2 protein-coding genes are annotated in these 2510 nt (G+C 71.4%); one reads left to right on the forward strand and one right to left on the reverse strand.

The genetic code is table 11. The features are described from left to right. Nucleotides 1-456: hypothetical protein (locus tag GKQ77_RS31460; RefSeq protein WP_219692522.1), on the forward strand; the 456-nt coding region annotated here is incomplete at its 5' end. Nucleotides 457-537: 81 nt separating this feature from the next. On the opposite strand, the gene GKQ77_RS31465 is transcribed toward GKQ77_RS31460, so the two are convergent. Beyond that, on the reverse strand, nt 538-2510 hold a 1973-nt coding region (locus tag GKQ77_RS31465), incomplete at its 5' end, for an N-acetylmuramoyl-L-alanine amidase (RefSeq protein WP_372460039.1).

The following is a 2510-nucleotide window of genomic DNA, read 5'->3' on the forward strand; positions in this document are numbered from 1 at the left end:
GACTTCGATGTCCTGGCCATGGATCCCGGTGACTGGCCCGGCAATCTCGGCGCGGGCCTGCTGCCCGCCCCCGACGGCAGCTGCCAGGGCGTGTTCCTGCGCTACGACCTCTTCGGCGGCCGCGGCCCCGCGATGATCATCGGCAATCTCCCCGAGGGCGCGCCCGCGCGCGAGACCGCCGAGGGCGAGGTCCCCTTCGAGGTGGCCCAGCTGCTCATCGCCCTGGAGAACGACGAGGAGGTCACCGTCGTCTCCGCCGAGGACATGCCGGTGATGCAGGGCGACAACCTCCTCATCGTGCGCCGCCTGAAGCTGTCGGAGAGCCGCATCTCGTGCGTGCAGTTCGACCGCAGCGACAACGTCCTCGTGACCATCGCCGCCTGGGACCGTCCGATCACCGACGACCTGTACGCACTCCTGAAGCCGCTGCCCGCGGAGCTGTTCCAGCAGGCCTGACCGCCCCTGTTCTCGTACCGCCCCTGTTCGGGGGCGGTACGAGAACCTTCGGGGCAGGGGCCGGACAGCGTCAGTCCTCGACTAGGACCCCGAGCGCATCACCTGTACGTCCGCCGCCCGCACATAGCCGATGCGGTGCCCGTACTGGATCACGTAGTACATGTCCTTGCCGCGCACCACCTTGTGCGGCGCGGTGTCGAACGTCGGCGCGTAGAAGTACTCGCCCGGCACCTTGTCGCCGATCACGTACTTCTGGCCCGCCAGGATCTTGTAGGGCAGCGGGGAGACCGCCTGGACGGGCACGCCCGCCGGGTAGGCCTCCTTCTCCGGATACGCGCGCCCGTACACCGGGACCTCCGTCGCGCCCTCCTTCGGCGTCACCACGAACCCCTTCGCGTCGAGGGCGGTGGGCTGCTTCCTCGGGTTCTTGAACCACGCCTTCTGGCCGAGGTACCAGACGGCCGTCCAGTCGCCCTGCCGGTCCGCGACCGCGTACTGCTGACCGGTGGAGAGCCGCGCCCCGACGTCGTTCACGTCGATCGTGGAGTTCCCGCCGTCCGGTCGCTTCCCGATGTCCTTGATCAGCGGCGCGTCGTCGCGCGGCTCGGTGTGCACGCGCACCGCCGCCGACCCGTGCGGCACGCACTTCTCGGCGGGCTTGGCGCAGCCCGTGTACTCCGGCCTGTTCGCGGAGTACTCCGGGGCCACCGTCACCAGGCCGCCCTGCGGTCCCGCCGTGCGGTGGAACGGCTTGCCGAGCAGGGTGAAGTAGTGCTGCCAGTCCCAGTACGGGCCGGGGTCGGTGTGCATCCCCCGGATCGTGGAGGAGACCGTGCCCTGGACGTTGTCGTGGCCGAGGATGTGCTGGCGGTCCAGCGGGATGTCGTACTTCTTGGCGAGGTACCTCACCAGCCGGGCCGACGCGCGGTACATGGCCTCCGTGTACCAGGTGTCGGGAGCGGTCAGGAAGCCCTCGTGCTCCAGACCGATCGACTTGGCGTTCACGTACCAGTTGCCCGCGTGCCAGGCGACGTCCTTGGCCTTCACGTGCTGGGCGATGTGGCCGTCGGTGGAGCGCAGGGTGTACTGCCACGACACATAGGTCGGGTCCTGCACCATGTTCAGGACGCCCTCCCACCGGCCCTCGGTGTCGTGGACGATGATCGAGTCGATGCTCTGGCTCTTGGGCCGGTTCGACAGGTCGTGGTTGCCGTAGTCGGGATTGCCGTTGGGGTCCTTGAACTCCTCGTACGGCGCCGGGATCCACTCGCACGACACGGTCCTCGGGCACTCCGTCTCGCCCGCGGCCGCCTTGCGCAGCCCCATCCGCTTCAGCTGCGCCGCGTCCGGCCGCAGCCCGGGCTCCGCGGGGAGCGCCACGCGCTGGCCCGCGTCCGTCGTGCGCCGCTCACCGTCGCGGATGACGGCGAACACATCATTGGCATACGTCGCCGCCGTCGCCTCGTCGTCCGCCCCGGAGAAGCGGGCGACCGCGCCGTACCAGTCGGCGGGGTCGGCGCTCAGTGGCCTGCCGAGCTGCTTCTGCGCCGCGGCGAGCAGGGCGGCACCGCCCTCCACATTCGCGGCGGCGTCGGTACGCAGCTCGTCCGCCGACAGACCGGTCAGCTCGGCCGCGCGGGGCAACGTCTTCAGGCGCGCCGGAAGCGCGGACTCCGCCGGCACCTTCGCCCTGGGCGGCGGCATCGGGCGCGACGTGTCGCCCCGCGGGTCCTCGTCGCCCTCGCTGTGGTGCGGGGCCGAGGCCAGGGCGGCGCGGGCGTCGGTCAGGTGCATGGGGCCATAGCCGCCGGTGACACTGGCCGCGCCGCCGTGCGCGTCCCAGCGGGACTGCAGATACGAGACACCGAGCAGCACGCTCCGCGGCACGCGCCACTCATCGGCAGCGGAGGCGAAGGCGCCCTGCAGATCGGTGGCGGACGTCTGCCGGGGAGCACCGGGCGACGGAGCCGCGCCGAGCAGCGGCACCAGCAGCCCGGCCGACGCGAGGGCGCCCGCCGTCCTGAGGGTGCGTCTGCGGGCGGACGGGGCAGGGG

The organism is Streptomyces anatolicus (assembly GCF_019400875.1).
Classification (GTDB): Bacteria; Actinomycetota; Actinomycetes; order Streptomycetales; family Streptomycetaceae; genus Streptomyces; species Streptomyces anatolicus.